This window comes from Nocardioides sp. (assembly GCF_047607185.1).
GTDB lineage: Bacteria > Actinomycetota > Actinomycetes > Propionibacteriales > Nocardioidaceae > Nocardioides.
The window spans coordinates 1-19,305 of record NZ_JASGDQ010000115.1; the positions used below are offsets into that span (position 1 = coordinate 1).

Genomic DNA, 19,305 nt, shown 5'->3' on the forward strand with positions numbered 1-19,305 from the left:
AGGGCTTCCTGCATCAGGCCGCTGGCGGCGGCGCGGGTGCGGTCCTCGGCGGTCGGCCACAGATGGCTGTAGGTGTTCAGCGTGGTCGTGGCGGTGGAGTGGCCGAGGGCTCGCTGGACGGTGACGACGTCGCAGCCTGCGGCGATGAGGCCGGAGGCATAGAAGTGGCGCAGGTCGTGGAGCCGGACGGTGGGGAGCTTGGCTGAGTCGCGGGTGGCTCGCCAGCGCCAGGTGATGTCGTTGTCGTACATCGGCTCGTCCCCGACGGTGAACAGCCAGGAGTCCGAGGCGGCGTCGGGGCCTCGCCCTTGCGGAGTCCGGCGAACGCGCACAGGGCGACGTAGGCCCGGAACCCCTTGCGGGCCGAGACCCGGTTGCTGTTGGCATGAATCAGCAGCCTGCCGACCTCCTCGACGGTCGGTATCTGCGTCGCGGCCTCGGCCTTGCGGCGACGTGGCAGGGCGACTCCGAGACATGGGTCGGCTTCGATTGACTCGGTCTGCGAGTGCGGCCCGGAAGACCGAGCGGACGATGACGAACTTGACCTTGACGGTGGTGGGTGCCCACTTCTCGGAGGCTTCCTTGACCCAGGCTTCGATTGTTACCGCGATGTGAATAGCCACAGGAGACGTCGTCTCAAGAGATTCAACCCATTGTCATACGGCCGAAACATCCATTGAGTCTCCTTGTAGGAAACGTTGTTTCCTCCAGTTTGGAGCCTCTGATGACCGTCACCGCGCCCACCTTCCTTGTCACTGCCGACGCCTGGAAGAGCCTCCCGCCGATGACCGAGCACGCCGGAGACGGCTACATCGGCGATGTCTACGAGAACCCGCAGGGTTCGACCATGTGCTCGGGATACTTCGAGCTCAACCACACCGACGAGCCCCTGCTCTACGAGTACACCTACGACGAGATGAAGATCGTCCTGAAGGGTGAGTTCACCTTCGAGAACGTCGACACCGGCCAGACCGTCGTGGCGAAGGAGAGGGACGCGATCTTCTTCCCGGCCGGGTCCCGGATCAACTTCACGACGCCGGACTACGCGCTGGCCTTCTACGTCGGCACGCGCCAGGCCGACGCGCTCTGACCGGTTCGCTCCGATGACCGCCTACGCCACGACGAGTGTTCCCAGGTGGGCCACCGATCCTGAGCGAGCACCTGCCCCGCCGACGGCGGGGGTGCCCAGCGACGCGCCTGCGAGGCATTGGCTCTTGGTGGGGGTCGGTGAGGCTGGCGCGGAGGTGGCCGCCGGTTGGGCCGAGGCGGTCGCGCCGACGCCTGCCGACCTGCTCACCGCGGCTACCGCCGCGGAGGTTTCGGCATCGGTCCGCGGCGCTGTGGCCGCGGCCCGCGTCGGAATGCGGGCTGCGGTGGCGGCGCCGGCGGGCGACGCCCTCGTCCTGCGTGGGCTGTTGCACGAGGCCGGTGTCGAGGATGACGAGATGACCGTGGTCCCGGTCGGGTCCGGCCCGGTCCGGATCTACTGCTCGCATTGTCGGCACACCACGGTGGCCGTCGCGGCAATCGGAGCGGTCGTGCCGTGTGCCGGCTGCGGCCTCGGCCTGCACGTCTACTACCACGTCTCCCGGCGTAGCGGGCACTTCCTCGGCTTCCAGGAGGACGCCGAGAAGCTCCCGGGCGGCGGAGGAGGGACCCAGTGACGTTCGATCTCGACCTCGTCGTCACCGCGATCGATGACGCCGTGTCCGGTGTGCGCACCGTGGTGTTCGAGGCGCACGACGGTGGATCGCTGCCCGCCTTCGTCCCTGGCAGCCACCTCGCGATCGATGCCGGGGGCCGCATCAACGCCTACAGCCTCACCAGTGCCGGCACCGCGCCGCGGTCGTACTCGATCTCCGTGCTTCGCGTGGCCGACGGCAACGGAGGATCGGCCTGGGTCCACGACAAGCTCTCGCTCGGCGATGTCGTCCGAGCGCGCATGCCCCGCAGCGCCTTCGCGCCGATCGCGCGGGCCTCGAAGCATCTGCTGATCGCGGGAGGCATCGGCATTACGCCGATCCTGTCGCACCTGCGCGCCGCGGCCCAGTGGGGCCGAGACGTCCAGGTCCTCTACACCTTCCGCGAAGGCGCAGGCGCGCACATCGAGGACATTCTCGAGCTGGACCCCCGGGCCGAGCTCTTCACCGCGGGGGCGGAGGAGTTCATGGCGCGACTCCGGGAGGTTCTCGTGGATCAGCCGATCGGGACGCACCTCTACGTCTGCGGGCCCGGCCCGATGATCGACGCCGTCCTCGACACTGGCACGCAGCTCGGCTGGCCTGAGTCACGGCTCCACTTCGAGCGCTTCTCCCTGGACTCCCTCGGACCGGGCGAGCCCTTCGAGGTCAGGCTCACCGCCAGTGGAGCCACAGTCCAGGTGCCGAGCGGGACGAGCCTGCTCGAAGCGCTGGAGGCAACCGGCATCGAGGTACCGAACCTCTGCCGCCAAGGAGTGTGCGGCGAGTGCCGCCTGCCGGTCACCGGCGGTACGCCGCTCCACCGAGATCTCTTTCTCTCCGACGACGAGAAGGCCGGCGGCGACGCCGTCATGGCATGCGTCTCGCGGGCCGAGGGTCCCATCCTGGAGGTGGCTCTGTGACTGCGATCCCGGAACCGATCTTGGAGGCCTATGCAGGTTTCCCCTATCCCTACGTGGGCGACGCCTACCGCTACAGCACCAATGTCGAACCCGCTGGCTCCCTCACCCTCACGGCCCTCGGTCAATGGGGTGAGTCCCTGGTGACCGTCGACGCCCACTACCGCGCCGAGCTCGCGGAGCGCCGCGAGATCCTGCAACGCGACCCGAGCAGGCACGCGGTCCTTGCGCACATGCGACCGGCCGCCTGGGATGCGTGCCTGACCCTGCTGCGCGAGCTCGCGACCGCCTATCCGCAGCACTTCACCCTCGCCGAGGTCGGCGAGCTGCGGTGGGCTTGGCACAACAGCCTGACCGGCGACGACCTGACCTTCACCTACGGCGACGACTCGACCCTGCCCGACGAGCCGCTCCGCTGGGTCTCCTCCCAGGTCCAGGAGGACATCGTCCTGCTCGACCAGCGCGAGCAGCTCTACGGTGATGCGGGCGTCGTCACGTTCGCCGCCGACTGGAGCTTCGGCTTCGACGTCGGCATGAGCTTCCTCGAAATCCACGGTCCGGTGCCACGGATTCGCGACGAGCGGATCATTACGCGGGCCCACTCGTTCCTGATGCGGCTGCAGCCGCACGCCCCGTATCGGCGGACGAACTGGACGATGACCATCGGCAGGCGCCTCGACGTCTCCACCGAGACCTACCCCGAGTGGGGGCCGGACCGGGAGATGATCCAGCTCGTCGACGACGAGACCTTCGGCCGACTGGTCCATCTGCGGGTGGAGGTACAGCACCTGATCCGGCTCCCGGACTCCGGCGCGATCATGTTCCTGATCCGGACCTTCCTGATGCCGCTCGAGGCACTCGCCCAGGTCGAACCCTGGCGGGAGCGCGCGGCCAAGGTCTTGGCCGAGCTTCCCGAGGACATGGCCGACTACAAGGGCATCATCAAGTACAAGGACCGCGCGGCGGCATGGCTCGAGGCGGCCGCACCGTGACGACCCTCGCCGAACGGATTCCGCCGCAGGTCCCGTCCCTGCCGACGTGGCCGGAGCAGCCCGAGCCGGTCGACACCGCCGGGTCCAGCTTCCTCGTCTTTGCTCTCGGTGGCGATCCGGCCACCGCCGCGGTGGCGCGCGCCTGGGTGGAGGAGGCCGAGGGAATCGGCCCGACCACTCTCGGCGTCGTCGACAGAATCGACTGCCCCGAGGATCTGGCCACCGTCGAGAGTCTCGTGGACAGAGCGCGCACCGGGGTCCGAGTGATGATCGTGGGCGGCCAGTTCGACATCCTCCAGGCCCTCGCCGTGCTGCGTCGGCGTGGTGCCCTGGACTCCGAGGTGCGCCGCTTCGTCACCGACTTCACCGAGATCCCGGTCTTCTGTGCCCACTGCCAGACGATCTTCCGGGCCGTCACCATGCCAGGCGGGGCTTCGACATGTACGACGTGTGCGCGGCCGTTGGAGGTCCACGAGCACCTGGCGTCTCAGCTCGGGGCCTTCCTCGCCTCCTACTCCGGGGAGAGGCCATGACGCAGACCCGGCGTGCCGAGGAGTACGTCGGGCATCAGCACCCGGCCTATGCGCTTGCGAGGAGGCCGCTCGAGGTCGTCGCGCTGGAACGGCTGACCGACCGGATCCTCCACGTCGTGCTCGCCGACCCGGCCGGAAAGCCGCTGGCCGGCTATGAGCCGGGGAGCCATCTCGTCGTGGACGCCGGGCAGGGCCGCCGCAACGCCTATTCGCTCACCGGCGACGGGCTCAACCCGCGCAGCTACGAGATCTCGGTGCTGCGGCTGCCCGACGGTGACGGTGGCTCGGTCTGGCTGCACGAGAAGCTGACCGTCGGTGGCCTGCTCGACGTCGAGGGCCCCCGGTCCATGTTCCCACCGGTTCACGACCAGCAGCACTCGTTGCTGGTTGCCGGCGGCATCGGGGTAACGCCGGTTCTCTCCCACGCCCGCGCGCTCAAGCGGGCTCGGCGAAGTGCCACGATCCTCTACTCCTACCGGCCCGGGCACCAGGCCCATCTGGAGGACTTGCTGACCTTGGCGGGCCAGGAGATCCGCCTCGTGGAGGCCACCACGGCCGACGACACCCGAGCCGCACTGGACGCCCTGCTGTCCGAGCAGCCGTTCGGCACGCACGCCTACGCCTGCGGCCCGCCGGCGATGCTCGAGGCCTACGAGGAGGCGGCGCGCCAGGCCGGCTGGCCGGCCGGGCGCGTGCATCTGGAGCGCTTCGTCGCACCCGACCTCGACCCGGGCGACCCCTTCACCGTGACCGTCGCCTCCACCGGCCAGAGCCTCGAGATCCCCAGCGGCGTCTCGCTGCTCGATGGCCTGCTCCAGGCCGGGGTGCGGGTCAACTACCTGTGCAAGCAGGGCGTGTGCGGCGAATGCCGCATCCCGGTCCGCACCGCCAAGTCCCTGCAGCACCGCGACTTCGTCCTCACCGCAGCGGAGAGGGAAGCGGCAGCCGACCTCATGGCCTGCGTCTCGCGGGGCCGCGACATCGAAGTGGGGCTGTGAGGACCCACCATGACGACGACCCGCGAACCCCGCACCGACTTCAGCACCATCGCGCCACTCGACACTGCGTCGGTGCGGGCCTACCTCGGCCAGCCAATCGACCACATGGCTGGCCTGCCCTGGCCCTTCCCCGACGGGTACTCGGCGTTCCGCTACTCCGTCAACGTCGACCAGGCCCGGGTCCCGCGCCAGACCCTCGCCGGTGAATGGGGGCGCCATATCGTCGACCTCGGTGGTGCGGAGTACCCGCTGATCATGGCCGAGCGCCGAGCCGTCCTCGATGCCGATCCTGCCCGCGTCAAGGTCCTGCCGGGCATGGAGGTGGCCTGCTGGGACCTCCTGCTCTACTACGTCCGCGACCTGTCGCTCAGCTACCCCGAGCTGATGCACCTCGAGGAGAACGTCGAGGGCCGTGCCGACGCCTTCCGTTGGCGCAACGATCTGCTCGGCACCGACCAGTCCTTCGTCCTGGGCGAGGAGTCCACGCTGCCCTGCGGGCCGCTGGAGTTCCTCGCCCGAGAGGTCCCCGACGACCTCCTCATGGTCCGCGAACGCGACGGCAAGCTGCACTTCGACGCCGGCGCCGTCACCTTCGCCGCGGCGTGGTCGGTCAGCTTCGACGTGGGCATGGACATGTACGAGATCCACGGCCCGGTGCCGCGGATGACCGGATCGGGCATGACCGCTCGGGCCGAGCAGTTTCTCAAGCGGCTGCCGGCGGACCAGGTCTTCCGCCGGGTGAACTGGAATATCGCGGCCTCGCCCACCCGAAAGTTCGACATCGCCCTGGAGTCCCTCCCCGACTGGGGTGGCGACATGGACCAGGCACGCGCCGCTGGCGAGGCGATCGAGAACTGCCAGTTCCGGATCGAGCTGGAGCACTTCATCCGCCTGCCCATGTCGGGTGCGGTCACCTTCAACATCCGTACGTTCATGGCCTCGCTCGCCGAGGTCCGCGCCTACCCGGCATATGCCGGGCAACTGGCCGACATCCTCGCGGAGCTTCCCGAGGATCTGGCCACCTACAAGGGCTTCGTCGACCTGATACCCGAGATGGTCGCCTACCTCCGCGACAGCGACGTCGCTCCACCCTCCCTCGATTGAAAGAAGGACACATGGATCCGACGATTGCCGAGCAGGCCGGCCTCCACGCCGACCTGGCGTGGCTCATCGCCGCCTTCGCGCTGGTGCTGTTGATGTTCCCCGGGCTCGCCCTCTACTACGGCGGGATGATGGGGGTGAAGAACACCCTCAACATGATGGCGATGGTGCTCTCCACCCTGGCCGTCACCGCCGTCCTCTACGTGATCGTCGGATACGGCCTGCTCTCGGGGCCCAGCGCCGGAGACCTCGGCCTGATCGGCAATCCGGCGGACTTCATCGGTCTCGGGGGGTTCGTCACCGATGACGGCTCCGCCGGCTATCAAGGCGCGTGGTTCAACGCCTTCTTCATCCTGTTCGCGGCGATCACCGTCGCGATCGTCGCCTCGGGAGGCGCGGGCCGGATGAAGTTCGGCGGCTGGATCGCGTTCGCCGTGCTGTGGCTGTTGCTGGACTACTTCGTCGTCGGGCACTGGGTGTTCAACGCCGAGGGCTGGCTCTACGGCAAGGTCGGCATCCACGACTACGCCGGCGGCACGGCCGTCCACATGAACTCCGGCGTGGCCGCGCTGGCCCTTGCCCTCGTGCTCGGCAAGCGGAAGGGACGTCCGGAACGGCCGCACAACCTCCCGCTGGTCATGCTCGGCGGCGGCATCTTGTTCTTCGGCTGGTTCGGCTTCAACGGCGGCTGTGCCTTCGGAGCCACCTTCCTCACCCAGGTGGTCATCAACAACACGCTCTTGGCCGGGTGCGCCGGCATGCTCGGGTTCGGAGTTGTCGAGCGGCTCAAGGAGGGGCGCTTCACGCTCCTGGGCATGATCACCGGCGTGGTCGCCGGCCTGGTCGGCATCACCCCCTCGGCCGACACCATGAAGCCGCTGGGCGCCCTCGGCGTCGGCATCGTGGCGGGCGTCGTGGTCGCCCTCACCCTGGGTCTGAAGAACAAGCTGAAGATCGACGACACGCTCGACGCCTTCGCCGTCCACGGTCTCGGCGGCATCGCCGGCACGCTGTGCATCGTCCTCTTCGCGGCCGAGACTGCCCCCGCTGGCATCAAGGGCATCCTGTTCGGCGGAGACTGGGAGATCCTCGGACACGAGCTCATCGGCATCGTCGCGACCTGCAGCTACTCGTTCGTCGTCACCTTCGCTATTGCCTGGGTGCTCAACAAGACCATCGGCCTCCGTGTCGACGAGGCGACTGAACTCGGTGGCCTGGATCTCGCGCTGCACGCGGAGACGGCGTACGACATCCACTCGGTCGGCGGCCAGCCGAGCGTGCTCGCCGCGCTCACCCGCGAGCCGGAGGAGGTCCACTGATGAAGCTGCTCGTCGCCATCCTGCGTCCCTACGTGATCGCCGACGTCGTCGAAGCCCTGCAGACCCTGGGCATCAGCGGAGGGACGGCCAGCGAAGTCTCCGGCTTCGGCGCCCAGAAGGGCCACAGCGAGATCTACCGCGGTGCGGAGTACCAGGTCACTCTGGTGCCCAAGGTCCGGCTGGAGATCGTGCTTTCTGCCGACGACGTGGAGCCTGTGGTCTCCGCCATCGATGCCATCGCCAACACCGGCAAGGTCGGCGACGGCAAGATCTGGGTGCTCTCCGTCGACGAGGTGATCCGCGTCCGGACAGGCGATCGCGGCCTGGCCGCGATCTGAGAGCGCGAGGGGCGGCCGGGTGACCGGCCGCCCCTTCAGCCCCCGCCGCGGGCCCGCAGGCCCAGGAAAAACTCATGAGCTCGAAACATTTCCGAAACCCAAGGCTGTCTACTCTTATGAATCATTGATTCACAAGAGTGAACAAAAACTCAGGAGAGAACCATGACCGAAGCTCGCGGGCTCGTCGAGCTCTGTGCCGAGTCGGGCACGAAGTTCATCCTCGCCCTGTTCGTCGACCTCAACGGCAAGCCCTGCGCCAAGCTGGTGCCTGTCGAGGCCATCGACCAACTCGTCGAGGATGGCGCCGGTTTCGCCGGGTACGCCGTCGGCGCGATCGGCCAGACGCCGAAGGACCCCGACCTGATCGCGGTCCCCGACCCGTCGTCCTTCACGCCGATCCCGTTCGTCAAAGAGGGCCTCGCCCTCGTTCACTGCGACCCGCACGTCGAGGGGAAGCCGTGGCCGTTCGCGCCGCGCGTCATCCTCAAGTCGATCCTGGCCAAGGCGGGCGAGGCAGGATTCAGCGCCTACGCCGGAGCCGAGGTGGAGTACTTCCTGCTCAAGAGACTGGCCGACGGCACCCTGGTCACCGCGGACGACACCGACGATGCCGATCAACCCTGTTACGACGCTCGCGGCGTGACCAGCATGTTCGAGCACCTGGCCGCGATCTCGCAGGCGATGAACACCCTCGGCTGGGGCAACTACGCCAACGACCACGAGGACGGCAACGGCCAGTTCGAGCAGAACTTCACCTATGCCGACGCGCTGACCACGGCGGACCGCGTCATCACGTTGCGCTATCTGCTCAGTGTGATGGCCAAGGAGCGCGGCATGATCGCGACCTTCATGCCCAAGCCGTTCGCGAACCGCACCGGCTCGGGCCTCCACTTCCACCTCTCGCTGCGTGACACCACGGGCGAGACCGCGCTGTTCCCCCGAGGCGACGCCGAGGGAGACACCGTGGGCCTCGGCCTCTCCGAGACCGCCTACTCCTTCGTCGCGGGCATCCTCGAGCACGCGGCCGCCCTGCAGGCGGTGATCGCCCCGACGGTCAACTCCTACAAGCGCACCGGGGCCGTCGCGTCCAGCGCCAGCGGCGCGACCTGGGCGCCGCGGTTGCCGACCTACGGCGGCAACGACCGCACCCACTACGTACGGATCCCCGACACCCAGCGAATCGAGCTTCGCGGCGGAGACGGCGCAGCCAACCCCTACCTGGCCATCGCCGCGGCCGTCGGGGCCGGCCTCGCCGGCATCGAGCAGGGTCTCGCGCTCGGCCCGATCGGGACCGGTCCCGAGACGCCGTTCCCCGCCACGCTCGCCCATGCGGTCGAGGCTTTCGAAGCCGACGAGGTCGTCACCGCGACCCTCGACTCGGCCGGACCGGGCGTCGCCGACTATTTCGCGGATCTCAAGAAGAAGGAGTTCTACGCCTACCACGCCTCGGTCGCCCAGTGGGAGATCGACCGCTACCTCACCGCGTTCTGAGCCAGAGAAGGAAGACACACATGTGCGGAATCGTCGGGTTGCACCTGCGCAACCCTGAGCTCTATCCCCGACTCGGTGAGCTGCTCGCCGGCATGCTCTGCGAGATGGAGGACCGCGGCGCGGATTCCGCGGGCATTGCGGTCTACGGCAACGAGCAGTGGTCTCCCGCCGGTCGCGGCACGATCTCGCTCGTCGACATCGACGTCGCCGCCGAGGAGGTCGCCGCGACCCTGACTGGCTCGACGGGTCGTGAGGTGACGACCACGGTCGTGGACAATGTGGTCCTCGCCAGCGCCGAGGTCGACTCCGAGATCTTGCTGGCGGCTGCCAAGGCGGCGTACCCGCACGCGCTCGTCGGCGGCTTCGGGGAGGACCTCGCGGTGCTGAAGGGCGTTGGCGCACCGAAGGAGCTCGCCGAGCTGTGGGGTCTGCGTGACGCCACCGGATGGCAGGGCGTCGGCCATACCCGGATGGCCACCGAGTCCGCCGTCACCTCGTCGGGTGCTCATCCGTACGCCGTCGGGCCGGGAGAGTGCATGGTCCACAACGGCTCGTTCTCGAACCACGCCTCGATTCGCAGGGACCTCATCGCCGCCGGTCAGGAGTTCGACTCCCAGAACGACACCGAGGTCGGTGCCCGATTCGTTGCCCAGGAGCTCAAGGAGGGCAAGGGTGTCGACGAGGCGCTGACCGACCTGACGGAGACCTTCGACGGCTTCTACACGCTGCTCGTCTCCAACCGCGACTCCTTCGCGGTCGTGCGTGACGCGATCGCCTGCAAGCCGGCAGTCATCGCGGAGACCGACGACTGGGTCGCGATGGCCTCGGAGTTCCGGGCCATCGCCCACCTCCCCGGGATCGAGGATGCCCGGATCTGGGAGCCCGAGCCCGAGGTCATCTACCACTGGAGCCGCACCGACGCGAAGCAGCAGGTCAGCGCGTGAGTGGCCAGGTCGCCGCAGGCGCCGTGACGACGTACGACCTCACGACCACGAGCCTGCGCGAGGTCAACCAGGCGCTCCATGCCGACGGCCTCGCGGGTGAGTTCGTCATCGACCAGCCGTTCGGCGCGCACAACGTCGCCGTCGGCGTGGACGCACCGGTGAAGATCACGATCAACGGCCACTGCGGCTACTTCGCCGCCGGGATGAACAAGCAGGCCGAGATCACCATCAACGGCAACGCCGGCCAGGGACTCGCGGAGAACCAGATGAGTGGCGTCGTCCACGTCACGGGGTCCGCATCCCAATCGGCCGGCGCGACCGGTCGGGGGGGCTTGCTGATCATCGACGGCAACGCCGGCGCGCGCTGCGGCATCTCGATGAAGGGCATCGACATCGTCGTCGGCGGCTCGATCGGCCACATGAGCGCCTTCATGGCGCAGAAGGGGACTCTCGTCGTCCGTGGCGATGCCGGCGACGCGCTCGGCGACTCACTGTACGAGGCTCACCTCTACGTGCGCGGCACCGTGAAGTCACTCGGCGCCGACTGTGTCGAGAAGGAGATGCGGCCCGAACACCTCGAAGAGCTGGGCGGTCTGCTCAAGGCCGCCGGGTACGGCGAGGACGATCTGTCGGCCTACACGCGCTACGGCTCGGCCCGCACGCTCTACCACTTCCACGCCGACAACACGTACTGACACCGGAGACAGCGATGACCAACTGGAACCTGCGCGAGTCGGCCACGTTCGACCGCACCACGATCGCCGCCATCCAGCGTGCTGCGAACTCGGGCATCTACGACATCCGTGGCTGGGGAGCCAAGAAGCCGCTCCCTCACTTCGACGACTTGCTCTTCCTGGGCGCCTCGATGAGCCGCTACCCGTTGGAGGGCTACCGCGAGAAGTGCGGAACCGACGTCGTCCTCGGTGCGCGCAACGCCAAGTTCCCCCTGCACCTCGACATCCCGGTGACCATCGCGGGGATGAGCTTCGGAGCCTTGGGCGCCAACGCGAAGGAGGCGTTGGGACGCGGCGCCAGCGAGACCGGCACGTCGACGACCACGGGCGATGGCGGCATGACACCGGAGGAGCGTGGTCACTCCAAGCACCTCGTCTACCAGTACCTCCCGAACCGCTACGGCATGAACCCCGACGACCTGCGCCGCGCCGACGCGATCGAGATCGTCCTCGGCCAGGGCGCGAAGCCCGGCGGAGGCGGGATGCTGCTGGGCCAGAAGGTGTCCGAACGGGTCGCCGGGATGCGCGACCTGCCCCAGGGCATCGACCAGCGCTCGGCCTCGCGGCACCCCGACTGGACCGGCCCCGACGACCTCACGATCAAGATCAACGAGCTCCGGGAGATCACCGACTGGGAGAAGCCGATCTATGTCAAGGTGGGCGCCTCGCGCACCTACTACGACGTCAAGCTGGCCGTGCACGCCGGCGCCGACGTCGTCGTCGTCGACGGTATGCAGGGCGGCACCGCCGCCACCCAGGACGTCTTCATCGAGAACGTCGGCATCCCGACGCTGGCCGCGCTCCCGCAGGCCGTGCAGGCGCTTCGGGAGCTCGGCGTTCACCGAAAGCCCGACGGGGTCCAGCTGATCGTCTCCGGCGGCATCCGCAATGGTGCCGACGTCGCCAAGTGTCTGGCTCTGGGCGCTGACGCGGTGGCGATCGGCACCGCCGCGTTGATCGCCCTGGGCGACAACGACCCCGCCTACGCCGCCGAGTACGAGAAGCTCGGCAGTGCGGCCGGCTTCTACGACCAGTTCCAGGCCGGTCAGGACCCTGCCGGCATCACCACGCAGGAACCGGAGCTGCAAGCACGGCTCGACCCAGAGGTGGGTGGCCGCAAGATCGCCAACTTCCTGCGGGTCCTGACCATGGAGGCGCAGACGGTCGCGCGAGCCTGCGGGAAGGCGCACGTCACCCACCTCGAGCCCGAGGACCTGGTCGCGATCTCGATCGAGGCCGCCGCCATGGCACGGGTGCCGCTCGCGGGTACGTCGTGGATCCCCGGCTGGACTCAGGGCGGCGCGCTCTGATGGCCGCCCCCACCAAGGCCATCGTCGTCGGTGGTGGTCTCATCGGTCTCTCCATCGCGCGTGCGCTGACCGAGCGGGGTCTCTCCGAGGTCGTGGTCCTCGAGCGCTCGCAGCTCGCGTCGGGTGGCACGGGCAAGTCCTCGGGCATCGTCCGGATGCACTACGGCGTACCGTCCATCGCCGCGATGGCGTGGCACAGCCTCCCGACCTTCGAGGCGCTCGGCGACGAGGTCGGCTTCCGTCAGGTCGGCTACACGGTGATCGTCGGGGAGGAGAACGTCGAGGCGCTCAAGGCCAACACCGAGATGCACCAGAGCCTCGGCATCGACGTCGAGCTCATCGGCGCCGATCGCCTCCAGGAGCTCTGGCCGATGATGGAGGTCTCGGACGTCGCGCTGGCGTCGTACGAGCCCCGGGGCGGCTTCGCCGATGCGACCCAGCTCGCCCTCCACTTCGGTCAGGTCGCCCGTGCGAACGGCGCCCGAATCCGGCAGAACACGCCCGTCTCCCGCATCCTCACCGACGGCGAGAAGGTCACCGGCGTCGAGCTCGCCACCGGCGAGGTCGTCGAGGCCGACCTGGTCGTGGTCGCCGCCGGCTGGTGGAGCAAGCAGCTGATGGAGGACCTCGGGATCCCGCTGCCGGTCGAGGCCTACCGCTCCGAGCTGATCATCGTCGACCCCGGTGAGCCGCTGCCGAACCTGCCCGTCGTCTCCGACCTGGTCAGCCTGCAGTACTGCCGGCTCGAGGGCGCCGGCCAGTTCCTCGTCGGCAACTCCGACCACTCCGACTTCGCCGGGAAGTTCGTCGACATCGACAACTACTCCAATATCGCCGCCGAGGCGAGCATCGAGAGGTACGCCGAGAAGGTGATGCACCGCTTCCCCGGCTTCCCCGACCCGTCTGTCACCCACACCTACGCCGGCGTCTACGACGTGCTGCCCGATTGGAACCCGGTCATCGCCCCCGTCGGCCCCGTCGGCCTCGTCCTGGCCGCGGGCTTCGCCGGCCACGGCTTCAAGATCTCGCCCGCGGTGGGCGACCTCGTGGCCGATCTCGTCTTCGAGGGCGACTCGACCCACGCCGACGTGCCCGCCTGCGACTTCCGCTACGAGCGGTTCGCGGAGGGCAAGCCCCTCAACAGCCTGCACCCCTACGTCGGCGCCGGCCAGATGCGCTAGGCGTGCACATCTCACTGGACCCGGTCTGCGTTGCGCCCGCTCCGTGGCGCAACGGGGGCGGAGCGACCCGCGAGTTGCACCACGAGGTGGACGGAGGAGGCGAGACGCTGTGGCGGATCAGCATCGCCGACCTCGTCCACGACGCCGACTTCTCGCGCTTCCCCGGGCTGATTCGTCACTTCACCCCGCTCGCGCCGCTCACCTTGACGATCGACGGCGCCGACATCGGGCTCGACGCCCGGGAGTCCGTCGTCTTCCCGGGTGAGGCAGCCGTCGCGGTGAGGCTGGCCGCGCCGACCCGAGCGCTCAATGTCATGACCCGCAGGGGGCGATTCACCGCAGCCGTGGTGCTTCACGACGACACCGCCGACGTACACATCCAGGAGATCCGATGACCGAGACCGTCTCCGGCCTGATGGCACAGATCGCCGACATCGGGCGGGATCCCGTCCGCGGCGGCTACAGCCGCCCGGTCCACTCAGCCGCCGAGACGACCCTGCGCGAATGGTTCGTCGGCGCCGCGTCGTCACGCGGCCTCGAGGTTGAAACCGACCGCAACGGCATCATCTGGGCGTGGGACGGAGACCCAGCGGACGGTGCCGTGGTCACCGGGTCCCACCTCGACTCCGTGCCCGGTGGCGGGGCTTTCGACGGCCCCCTCGGCGTCGCCTCGGCACTCGTCGCCTTCGACCAGCTCCGCGATCGCGGCGCCACCGGCGCTCGGGCGATCGCGGTCTTCCCGGAGGAGGAGGGATCCCGCTTCGGCATCGCTTGCCTCGGGTCGAGACTGCTGAGCGGCGCCATCGCACCCGAGAAGGCACTCGCGCTGAGGGATCCCGACGGCCTCACCCTCGCCGAGGTCGCGCGGGCGAACGGCCTCGACCCGACCCGGTTCGGCCGTGACCCCGCCGCGCTACGCCGGATCGGGACGTTCCTCGAGCTCCACGTCGAGCAGGGGCGGGGCCTGGTCGACCTGAACCAGCCGGTGGCGATCGGCTCCTCCATCTTGGGCCACGGCCGCTGGCGGATCTCGATCGCAGGCGAGGGCAACCATGCCGGCACCACCCTGATGGCCGATCGCCACGACCCGATGGTCGCCGCCGCACACGTCGTCTGCATGGTTCGCAGCGTCGCCAGCGGCATCCCGGACGCGCGGGCGACCGTCGGCCGGCTGGTGCCGGTGCCGGGCGGAACCAACGTCATCGCCTCGCGCGTCGACCTCTGGCTCGATCTTCGCCATCCCGAGGACGGACTCACCCGCTACCTCGTCGACGAGATCGGCACCCGCGCCCGGGAACTGGCGGCCGAGGAAGGCTGCACGGCACTCGTGTCCGAGGAGTCCTTCAGCCCCACCGTGGACTTCGACCCGGCGCTGCGCGACCGGCTCAGCGCCGTACTCCCCGAAGCGCCGGTGCTCGGCACGGGCGCGGGCCACGACGCCGGGGTGCTGAAGGACCACGTGGCCACCGGCATGCTCTTCGTCCGCAACCCCACCGGCGTCTCTCACGCGCCCTCGGAGTACGTCGAGGACCCCGATGCCGAGACCGGGGCGGCTGCTCTCGCCGACTGCCTGGAGGATCTCCTCAAGGACACTGACAGGAAACACTGACCCGTTACCGTGAACGGGTGAACAAAGAGGTCCTGCGCCGCAACGAAGGTACGGCGCGCGAACGACACCCCGAGGATGACGGCTCGGTCCTCGAACTCGAAGCCGCGATCGGCGGCAACGTCAAGCGACTGCGGGCCCAGCACGGCCTGTCGGTGGGCGAGATGGCGACGCGGATCGGCATCTCCAAGGCGATGCTCTCCAAGATCGAGAACGCCCAGACCTCGTGCAGCCTCTCGACCCTCGCCCTCCTGGCCCGCGGTTTCGACGTACCGGTGACCACGCTGATGCGCGGCGCGGAGAGCGACCGCCCGGCGTCGTTCGTCTCTGCGGGGCAGGGCGCGCCGATCGTGCGCCGCGGCACCCAGCGCGGCCATGAGTATCGGCTGCTCGGGTCCCTGCCCGGAGAGCACAAGCGTCTGGAGTCCCTCCTGGTCACCCTGAACGAGGCGAGTGAGGTCAACCCCCTCTTCCAGCACCCGGGCACCGAGTTCATCTACATGCTCGAGGGCGAGATGGTCTACGGACACGGACGAGAGAAGTACGCCCTCACTCCCGGCGACTCCCTCCAGTTCGACGGCGAGGGTGCGCACGGGCCCCTCGAACTGGTCACGGTCCCGATCACCTTTCTCTCGGTGATCGCGTTTCCCGACACCCTGTGACCCAGCCCGTCGCGCCGGAACCCGACCACCCTGCGGACTGTCGGTGACGGTAGGCAATATGCTCCCCGGTCAGGAGGTTCAGATGTCATCGTGTCCCGACCATGCCGCGTCCGAGGCCGGCCTGGAGTCGTCCTTCACCGTCGACGCCTCGCGGGTGACCTTCGGAGACGGCTCGCTTCACGAGATCGGCCCCCGGGTCGCCGCCCGGCTCCGCGACGGCGGCCGGGTGGCGCTCTTCACCGATCCGCGGCTGCGCCGCTCGGAGTGGTACGACGACGCCCACGGCTCGCTGCGCGCGGCCGGGCTGGAGGTGGTCGTCTTCGACGAGGTGCTGGTCGAGCCGACCGACGTCTCGGTCGGCTCGGCGGTCGACTGGGCCCGGGAGGTCGGGCCGGATGCCTTCGTGTCGGTGGGCGGCGGCTCGGTGATCGACACCGCCAAGATCGCCAACCTGCTGACCAGCCACCCCGGCACCCTGCTCGACTATGTCAACGCCCCGCTCGGCGGCGGCGTACCGGTGCCGGGGCCGCTGCGGCCCCACCTCGCCTGTCCGACCACCAGCGGCACCGGCAGCGAGGTGACCGGCATCGCGATCTTCGACCTGCTCGACGCCCATGCGAAGACCGGTGTCTCCTCGCCGATGCTGCGGCCGACCGAGGCGGTCGTCGACCCCCGGGTGACGGCCACGCTCCCGGCCGACGTGGTCGCCGCCAGCGGCCTCGACGTGCTCTGCCATGCGGTCGAGTCGCTGACCGCCCGGCTCTACACCAGCCGGCCGGCGCCGCGCCCGCCGACGGCGCGTCCGGCCAGCCAGGGCGCCAACCCGTGGAGCGACCTGGGCTGTCGCGAGGCGATCACCATCATCGGCCGGCAGCTGCGCGGAGCGGTCGCCGGCGACGCCGAGGCACGGCACGCGATGATGTGGGCGGCCACGCTCGCCGGGATCGCGTTCGGCAACGCCGGCGTGCACGTCCCGCACGCGATGGCCTATGCGGTGGCCGGCCGGGTCCGCGACTACCGGCCCGCCGGTTATCCGCAGGACCAGCCCCTGGTGCCGCACGGGTTCGCGGTCGCGGTCAACGCCCCGGCCGCCTTCCGGATCCTCGCGCCGACCAGCCCGGAGCGGCACCTGGAGGCCGCCCGGCTGCTCGGCGCCGACGTCTCGGACGCCACGCCGGCCGACGCCGGCGAGGTGATTGCCACCGCCGTCGGCGAGCTGATGCGCGACATCGGCGCGCCCAACGGCATCGGCGGCGTCGGCTACACCCTCGACGACGTACCCGACCTCGTCCACGGCGCGGCCCCGCAGCGCCGGCTGCTCGACAATGCGCCGGCGCCGGTGGCCGAGGCGGAGCTCGACACCATCTTCCGGGCCGCGCTGAGGAGCTGGTGATGGCCGACCGGCCGAGCCTCGCCGACTACCCCCACATCGTCGAGCTCGGCACCCGCTGGGACGACAACGACATCTACGGCCACGTCAACAATGTGACCTACTACAGCTACTTCGACACCGTCGCCAACGCCTGGCTGATCGACCACGGCCTCGACATCCACGGCGGTACGGCGATCGGGCTGGTCGTGGAGTCGGGCTGCCACTACCACGCCGGGGTCGCCTACCCCGATCGGCTGCGGGTAGGGCTGCGGATCGACCGGCTGGGCAACAGCGCCGTCACCTGGGGCCTGGCCGTCTTCACCGAGGACGACGACCAGGCGGCCGCCCACGGCCACTTCGTGCACGTCTTCGTCGACCGGGTCACCCGGCGGCCGACGCAGATCCCCGAGCCGCTGCGCACCGCGATGGCCGAGCTGACCGGATAGGGCCGTCTGGCATCATCCCCGCTATGAGGTTTCTTTACTTTGCGGTGCCCGTCATGGTCGCGCTCGGCCTGACGGGATGCAGCGAGGACGAGGCGGCCAAGGCCCGCCAGGAGGCCGAGCAGACCGCGAAGGACTATGCCGCGACCGAGGTGGGGCAGATCTGGTCGGACGTGCTGGCGTCGTACGACCAGCTGACCTCGTTGCGGATCACCGGCGCCACCGTCGAGAGCGGCGAGAACGTCGGCCTCGACCTGGCCGTCGACACCGACGGCCGCTGCTCCGGCGTGATGCAGCTGGCCGCCGGCAGCTTCCAGGTGCTCAGCGACGGCCAGCAGTTCTGGATGAAGGGCGACGCCGCCGGCTGGAGCACGCTGACCGGGGACGACGCCGGCGCAACGCTCGCCGACCAGTGGGTGACGGGCTTCGACGGCGACGCCGGCGGGATGGCCGAGATCTGCGACCTCGGCGCGTTCGTCGACCAGCTGAAGGCCGACCTCGGTGACGAGGGTGCCAGCGGCGGCGGCGCCGACCAGGTCGTCGGCACCGACCTCCTCGACGGCAGCCCGGTGGTCACCGTGAGCAGCGGCGAGGACCAGGACGTCTCCCCGATCACCGCGACGGTGGCGGCCACCGAGCCGCACTACCTGCTGCAGATGACGAGCAGCACGCTGGGCCAGATGACCTTCTCCGGCCAGAACGAGCCGGTCGAGGTGAACCCGCCGACCGACGCACTCGACCTCTCCACCCTGGGCTGAGTCGCGGGGCTACGGGCCGGTAACTCCGCGCGTAGACTGCGCGCCATGAAGCGCGACATCTACGACGAGGACCACGAGGACTTCCGCGCCTCGGTCAAGCAATGGCTGGAGCGGTCGGTCATCCCGCACCACGACGAGTACCTCGCGGCGAAGGCGCTGCCGCGTGAGTTCTGGCTCGAGGCGGGCTCGCAGGGCTTCCTGGGACTGGCGATCCCCGAGGAGTACGGCGGCGCGGGCGCCGACGACTTCCGCTTCAACGCGGTGCTGGCCGAGGAGCTCGCCGGTGTGTCGGCCGCATTCCCGACCTGCGTCGGCATCCACTCCGACATCACCGCCCCCTATCTCGTCGAGCTCGGCACCGAGGAGCAGAAGCAGCGCTGGCTGCCGGGGGTGGCCTCCGGCGAGATCCTGCTGGCCATCGGCATGACCGAGCCCTCCGGTGGCTCCGACCTGGCCGCGTTGAAGACGACGGCGGTGCGCGACGGCGAGGAGTGGGTGATCAACGGCTCCAAGACGTTCATCACCAACGGCTACTCCGCCGACCTGGTCGTCACCGCGGTGCGCACCGACCCGGAGAAGGGTGCCAAGGGCATCACGCTGTTCGGCATCGAGGCGTCCAAGGAAGGCTTCTCGCGCGGCCGGAAGCTGGACAAGGTCGGCATGGACGAGTCCGACACCGCCGAGCTGTTCTTCGAGAACGTCCGGGTCACCGATGCCGAGATCATCGGCGAGCTCAACCTGGGCTTCATCCACATGATGCAGAAGCTGCCCCAGGAGCGGCTCTCCTGTGCGGTGGCCAATATCGCGCACGCCAAGCAGATCCTGGTCGAGACGCTGGCCTACGCCAAGGACCGCAAGGCGTTCGGGCAGGCCATCGGGCAGTTCCAGCACAACAAGTTCCTGCTGGCCGAGCTGTTCACCCAG

The 19,305-nt window shown here is 69.2% G+C and carries 22 protein-coding genes; 21 read left to right on the plus strand and 1 reads right to left on the minus strand.

Annotation, left to right across the window (positions count from 1 at the left end; genetic code table 11):
* On the minus strand, positions 1 to 332 hold a 332-nt coding region (locus QM595_RS13085; protein WP_415172002.1), incomplete at its 3' end, for a tyrosine-type recombinase/integrase.
* A 392-nt stretch (positions 333 to 724) separates the two neighbouring features.
* Between QM595_RS13085 and QM595_RS13090 the strand changes: the two genes are divergently transcribed.
* From QM595_RS13090 to QM595_RS13190, 21 genes are all read left to right on the plus strand, one after another.
* A complete protein-coding gene (locus QM595_RS13090; RefSeq protein WP_415172003.1) occupies positions 725 to 1,090 on the plus strand; it encodes a cupin domain-containing protein in 366 nt (121 codons plus the stop codon).
* A 154-nt stretch (positions 1,091 to 1,244) separates the two neighbouring features.
* A complete protein-coding gene (locus QM595_RS13095) occupies positions 1,245 to 1,664 on the plus strand; it encodes a dimethylamine monooxygenase subunit DmmA family protein (RefSeq protein ID WP_415172004.1) in 420 nt (139 codons plus the stop codon).
* The gene (locus QM595_RS13100; RefSeq protein ID WP_415172005.1) at positions 1,661 to 2,602 is read left to right on the plus strand and encodes a PDR/VanB family oxidoreductase; all 942 of its coding nucleotides are present in this window, start codon (positions 1,661 to 1,663) and stop codon (positions 2,600 to 2,602) included. The genes QM595_RS13095 and QM595_RS13100 overlap by 4 nt, the downstream gene beginning before the upstream one ends.
* Positions 2,599 to 3,591, plus strand: coding sequence for a heme-dependent oxidative N-demethylase family protein (locus QM595_RS13105; protein ID WP_415172006.1), 993 nt, complete (start codon positions 2,599 to 2,601; stop codon positions 3,589 to 3,591). The genes QM595_RS13100 and QM595_RS13105 overlap by 4 nt, the downstream gene beginning before the upstream one ends.
* Positions 3,588 to 4,124, plus strand: coding sequence for a dimethylamine monooxygenase subunit DmmA family protein (locus QM595_RS13110; protein ID WP_415172007.1), 537 nt, complete (start codon positions 3,588 to 3,590; stop codon positions 4,122 to 4,124). Before QM595_RS13105 ends, QM595_RS13110 begins: the two co-directional genes overlap by 4 nt.
* Positions 4,121 to 5,122 (plus strand): PDR/VanB family oxidoreductase, encoded by a 1,002-nt coding sequence (locus QM595_RS13115; protein ID WP_415172008.1) that lies wholly within the window; start codon positions 4,121 to 4,123, stop codon positions 5,120 to 5,122. The genes QM595_RS13110 and QM595_RS13115 overlap by 4 nt, the downstream gene beginning before the upstream one ends.
* A gap of 9 nt (positions 5,123 to 5,131) precedes the next feature.
* On the plus strand, positions 5,132 to 6,226 hold the full coding sequence (locus tag QM595_RS13120; RefSeq protein WP_415172009.1) for a heme-dependent oxidative N-demethylase family protein: 1,095 nt from the start codon (positions 5,132 to 5,134) through the stop codon (positions 6,224 to 6,226).
* Positions 6,227 to 6,237: 11 nt separating this feature from the next.
* A complete protein-coding gene (locus QM595_RS13125) occupies positions 6,238 to 7,542 on the plus strand; it encodes an ammonium transporter (RefSeq protein WP_415172010.1) in 1,305 nt (434 codons plus the stop codon).
* The gene (locus tag QM595_RS13130; RefSeq protein ID WP_415172011.1) at positions 7,542 to 7,880 is read left to right on the plus strand and encodes a P-II family nitrogen regulator; all 339 of its coding nucleotides are present in this window, start codon (positions 7,542 to 7,544) and stop codon (positions 7,878 to 7,880) included. The genes QM595_RS13125 and QM595_RS13130 overlap by 1 nt, the downstream gene beginning before the upstream one ends.
* Positions 7,881 to 8,042: 162 nt before the next feature.
* Positions 8,043 to 9,371, plus strand: coding sequence for a type III glutamate--ammonia ligase (gene glnT, locus QM595_RS13135; protein ID WP_415172012.1), 1,329 nt, complete (start codon positions 8,043 to 8,045; stop codon positions 9,369 to 9,371).
* A gap of 20 nt (positions 9,372 to 9,391) precedes the next feature.
* Positions 9,392 to 10,315: a hypothetical protein gene (locus tag QM595_RS13140; protein WP_415172013.1), complete on the plus strand. Its 924-nt coding sequence runs from the start codon at positions 9,392 to 9,394 to the stop codon at positions 10,313 to 10,315.
* Positions 10,312 to 11,010: a hypothetical protein gene (locus tag QM595_RS13145; RefSeq protein ID WP_415172014.1), complete on the plus strand. Its 699-nt coding sequence runs from the start codon at positions 10,312 to 10,314 to the stop codon at positions 11,008 to 11,010. The genes QM595_RS13140 and QM595_RS13145 overlap by 4 nt, the downstream gene beginning before the upstream one ends.
* Before the next feature lie 14 nt (positions 11,011 to 11,024).
* Complete coding sequence (locus QM595_RS13150; RefSeq protein ID WP_415172015.1) at positions 11,025 to 12,359, plus strand: FMN-binding glutamate synthase family protein; 1,335 nt, start codon at positions 11,025 to 11,027, stop codon at positions 12,357 to 12,359.
* Positions 12,359 to 13,540 carry an NAD(P)/FAD-dependent oxidoreductase gene (locus QM595_RS13155; RefSeq protein WP_415172016.1) on the plus strand — a complete coding sequence of 394 codons (1,182 nt, stop codon included), beginning with the start codon at positions 12,359 to 12,361 and terminating at the stop codon, positions 13,538 to 13,540. Before QM595_RS13150 ends, QM595_RS13155 begins: the two co-directional genes overlap by 1 nt.
* Before the next feature lie 2 nt (positions 13,541 to 13,542).
* On the plus strand, positions 13,543 to 13,935 hold the full coding sequence (locus QM595_RS13160) for a HutD family protein (RefSeq protein ID WP_415172017.1): 393 nt from the start codon (positions 13,543 to 13,545) through the stop codon (positions 13,933 to 13,935).
* Positions 13,932 to 15,149, plus strand: a complete 1,218-nt coding sequence (locus QM595_RS13165; RefSeq protein WP_415172018.1) for an allantoate amidohydrolase — start codon at positions 13,932 to 13,934, stop codon at positions 15,147 to 15,149. Before QM595_RS13160 ends, QM595_RS13165 begins: the two co-directional genes overlap by 4 nt.
* A gap of 17 nt (positions 15,150 to 15,166) precedes the next feature.
* A complete protein-coding gene (locus QM595_RS13170; RefSeq protein WP_415172019.1) occupies positions 15,167 to 15,808 on the plus strand; it encodes a helix-turn-helix domain-containing protein in 642 nt (213 codons plus the stop codon).
* Between the two features lie 82 nt (positions 15,809 to 15,890).
* Entirely contained in the window at positions 15,891 to 17,201 is a 1,311-nt protein-coding gene (locus QM595_RS13175; RefSeq protein WP_415172020.1) for a hydroxyacid-oxoacid transhydrogenase, read from the plus strand.
* On the plus strand, positions 17,201 to 17,626 hold the full coding sequence (locus QM595_RS13180; protein WP_415172021.1) for an acyl-CoA thioesterase: 426 nt from the start codon (positions 17,201 to 17,203) through the stop codon (positions 17,624 to 17,626). Before QM595_RS13175 ends, QM595_RS13180 begins: the two co-directional genes overlap by 1 nt.
* A gap of 23 nt (positions 17,627 to 17,649) precedes the next feature.
* The gene (locus QM595_RS13185) at positions 17,650 to 18,381 is read left to right on the plus strand and encodes a hypothetical protein (protein ID WP_415172022.1); all 732 of its coding nucleotides are present in this window, start codon (positions 17,650 to 17,652) and stop codon (positions 18,379 to 18,381) included.
* A gap of 45 nt (positions 18,382 to 18,426) precedes the next feature.
* Positions 18,427 to 19,305, plus strand: an 879-nt coding sequence (locus tag QM595_RS13190; protein WP_415172023.1) for an acyl-CoA dehydrogenase family protein, incomplete at its 3' end; no start/stop codon positions are given.

What these genes read in the sequence shown, in the direction of transcription:
- QM595_RS13090 (WP_415172003.1), top strand. Translation starts at nt 725, where the DNA reads ATGACCGTCACCGCGCCCACCTTCCTTGTCACTGCCGACGCCTGGAAG.
- QM595_RS13115 (WP_415172008.1), top strand. Translation starts at nt 4,121, where the DNA reads ATGACGCAGACCCGGCGTGCCGAGGAGTACGTCGGGCATCAGCACCCG.
- QM595_RS13120 (WP_415172009.1), top strand. Translation starts at nt 5,132, where the DNA reads ATGACGACGACCCGCGAACCCCGCACCGACTTCAGCACCATCGCGCCA.
- QM595_RS13125 (WP_415172010.1), top strand. Translation starts at nt 6,238, where the DNA reads ATGGATCCGACGATTGCCGAGCAGGCCGGCCTCCACGCCGACCTGGCG.
- QM595_RS13130 (WP_415172011.1), top strand. Translation starts at nt 7,542, where the DNA reads ATGAAGCTGCTCGTCGCCATCCTGCGTCCCTACGTGATCGCCGACGTC.
- glnT (WP_415172012.1), top strand. Translation starts at nt 8,043, where the DNA reads ATGACCGAAGCTCGCGGGCTCGTCGAGCTCTGTGCCGAGTCGGGCACG.
- QM595_RS13140 (WP_415172013.1), top strand. Translation starts at nt 9,392, where the DNA reads ATGTGCGGAATCGTCGGGTTGCACCTGCGCAACCCTGAGCTCTATCCC.
- QM595_RS13150 (WP_415172015.1), top strand. Translation starts at nt 11,025, where the DNA reads ATGACCAACTGGAACCTGCGCGAGTCGGCCACGTTCGACCGCACCACG.
- QM595_RS13155 (WP_415172016.1), top strand. Translation starts at nt 12,359, where the DNA reads ATGGCCGCCCCCACCAAGGCCATCGTCGTCGGTGGTGGTCTCATCGGT.
- QM595_RS13165 (WP_415172018.1), top strand. Translation starts at nt 13,932, where the DNA reads ATGACCGAGACCGTCTCCGGCCTGATGGCACAGATCGCCGACATCGGG.
- QM595_RS13175 (WP_415172020.1), top strand. Translation starts at nt 15,891, where the DNA reads ATGTCATCGTGTCCCGACCATGCCGCGTCCGAGGCCGGCCTGGAGTCG.
- QM595_RS13180 (WP_415172021.1), top strand. Translation starts at nt 17,201, where the DNA reads ATGGCCGACCGGCCGAGCCTCGCCGACTACCCCCACATCGTCGAGCTC.
- QM595_RS13185 (WP_415172022.1), top strand. Translation starts at nt 17,650, where the DNA reads ATGAGGTTTCTTTACTTTGCGGTGCCCGTCATGGTCGCGCTCGGCCTG.